Source organism: uncultured Campylobacter sp., from assembly GCF_937997465.1.
Taxonomy (GTDB): Bacteria; Campylobacterota; Campylobacteria; order Campylobacterales; family Campylobacteraceae; genus Campylobacter_A.
The window spans coordinates 1-1,316 of sequence record NZ_CALKTQ010000027.1 but is presented as its reverse complement, the minus strand read 5'-3'; the positions used below and the strand labels follow the sequence as shown (position 1 = coordinate 1,316).

Below are 1,316 nucleotides of genomic sequence, written 5' to 3'. Positions count from 1 at the left end.
AAGTTGCCAAAGTTAGGCTTACAAGCGGTTTTGAAGTCATCAGCTATATCGGCGGCGAAGGCCACAACCTGCAAGAACACAGCATCGTGCTAGTGCGTGGCGGTCGTGTTAAGGACTTACCGGGCGTTAAATACCACATCGTACGCGGCGCTCTTGATACAGCTGGCGTTGCGAAAAGAACAGTTTCTCGCTCAAAATACGGCGCTAAACGTCCAAAACCTGGTCAAGCGGCAGCCGCAGCAGGTAAAAAGAAATAAAAATTTAGGTTCACAGACCATGCCATTAGCGGCATAGGTTTGAGTAAAATTTATAAAATTTGAAGGAATAATCAAATGAGAAGAAGAAAAGCTCCCGTCAGGGAAGTAATGCCGGATCCAATTTACGGCAATAAGGTAATCACTAAATTTATTAACTCTCTTATGTACGACGGCAAAAAAAGCGTCGCTACCGAGATCATGTACGGCGCTATCAAGGCTATCGAGAAGAAAAGCGGCGATGTAAAAGGTATAGACGTGTTTAACGATGCTATCGAAAACATTAAGCCTCTTATGGAGGTTAAATCTCGTCGCGTCGGCGGCGCTACCTACCAAGTACCGGTAGAAGTTCGCCCAGCTCGCCAGCAAGCTCTTGCTATACGCTGGATTATCGGTTTTGCTAGAAAAAGAAGCGAAAGAACGATGATAGATAAACTAGCTAATGAGCTACTTGATGCTGCAAATTCAAAAGGCGCGTCTTTCAAGAAGAAGGAAGACACCTACAAAATGGCAGAAGCTAACAAAGCGTTTGCTCACTACCGCTGGTAAGAGGAGGCTGGTATGGCAGATAGAAAAACCCCTTTACATATGGTTAGAAACATCGGTATCGCTGCTCACATCGATGCTGGTAAAACTACGACCAGCGAAAGAATTTTGTTCTTTACGGGTATGAGCCACAAGATCGGCGAGGTTCACGACGGCGCTGCTACGATGGACTGGATGGAACAAGAAAAAGAGCGCGGCATTACGATTACGTCTGCGGCGACCACTTGCTTTTGGAAAGATCACCAGATAAATTTGATCGACACTCCGGGCCACGTTGACTTTACTATCGAAGTTGAGCGTTCTATGCGCGTTCTTGACGGTGCTGTTTCTGTATTTTGCTCAGTCGGCGGTGTGCAGCCTCAGTCTGAGACTGTTTGGAGACAAGCAAATAAATATCACGTTCCAAGAATCGTTTTTGTAAATAAAATGGACAGAATCGGCGCAAATTTCTTTAACGTCGAGTCACAAATTAGAAACCGCCTAAAAGCAAATCCGGTGCCTATTCAAATTCCTATC

General features: G+C 45.3%; 3 protein-coding genes. All 3 read left to right on the top strand.

The window, feature by feature from the left end:
* The coding region (gene rpsL, locus Q0546_RS00710; RefSeq protein ID WP_298789612.1) for a 30S ribosomal protein S12 at window positions 1–257 on the top strand (257 nt) is incomplete at its 5' end.
* Between the two features lie 75 nt (window positions 258–332).
* The gene (gene rpsG, locus Q0546_RS00705) at window positions 333–803 is read left to right on the top strand and encodes a 30S ribosomal protein S7 (protein ID WP_002947591.1); all 471 of its coding nucleotides are present in this window, start codon (window positions 333–335) and stop codon (window positions 801–803) included.
* A 12-nt stretch (window positions 804–815) separates the two neighbouring features.
* Window positions 816–1,316, top strand: a 501-nt coding sequence (locus tag Q0546_RS00700) for a GTP-binding protein (RefSeq protein ID WP_298789610.1), incomplete at its 3' end; no start/stop codon positions are given.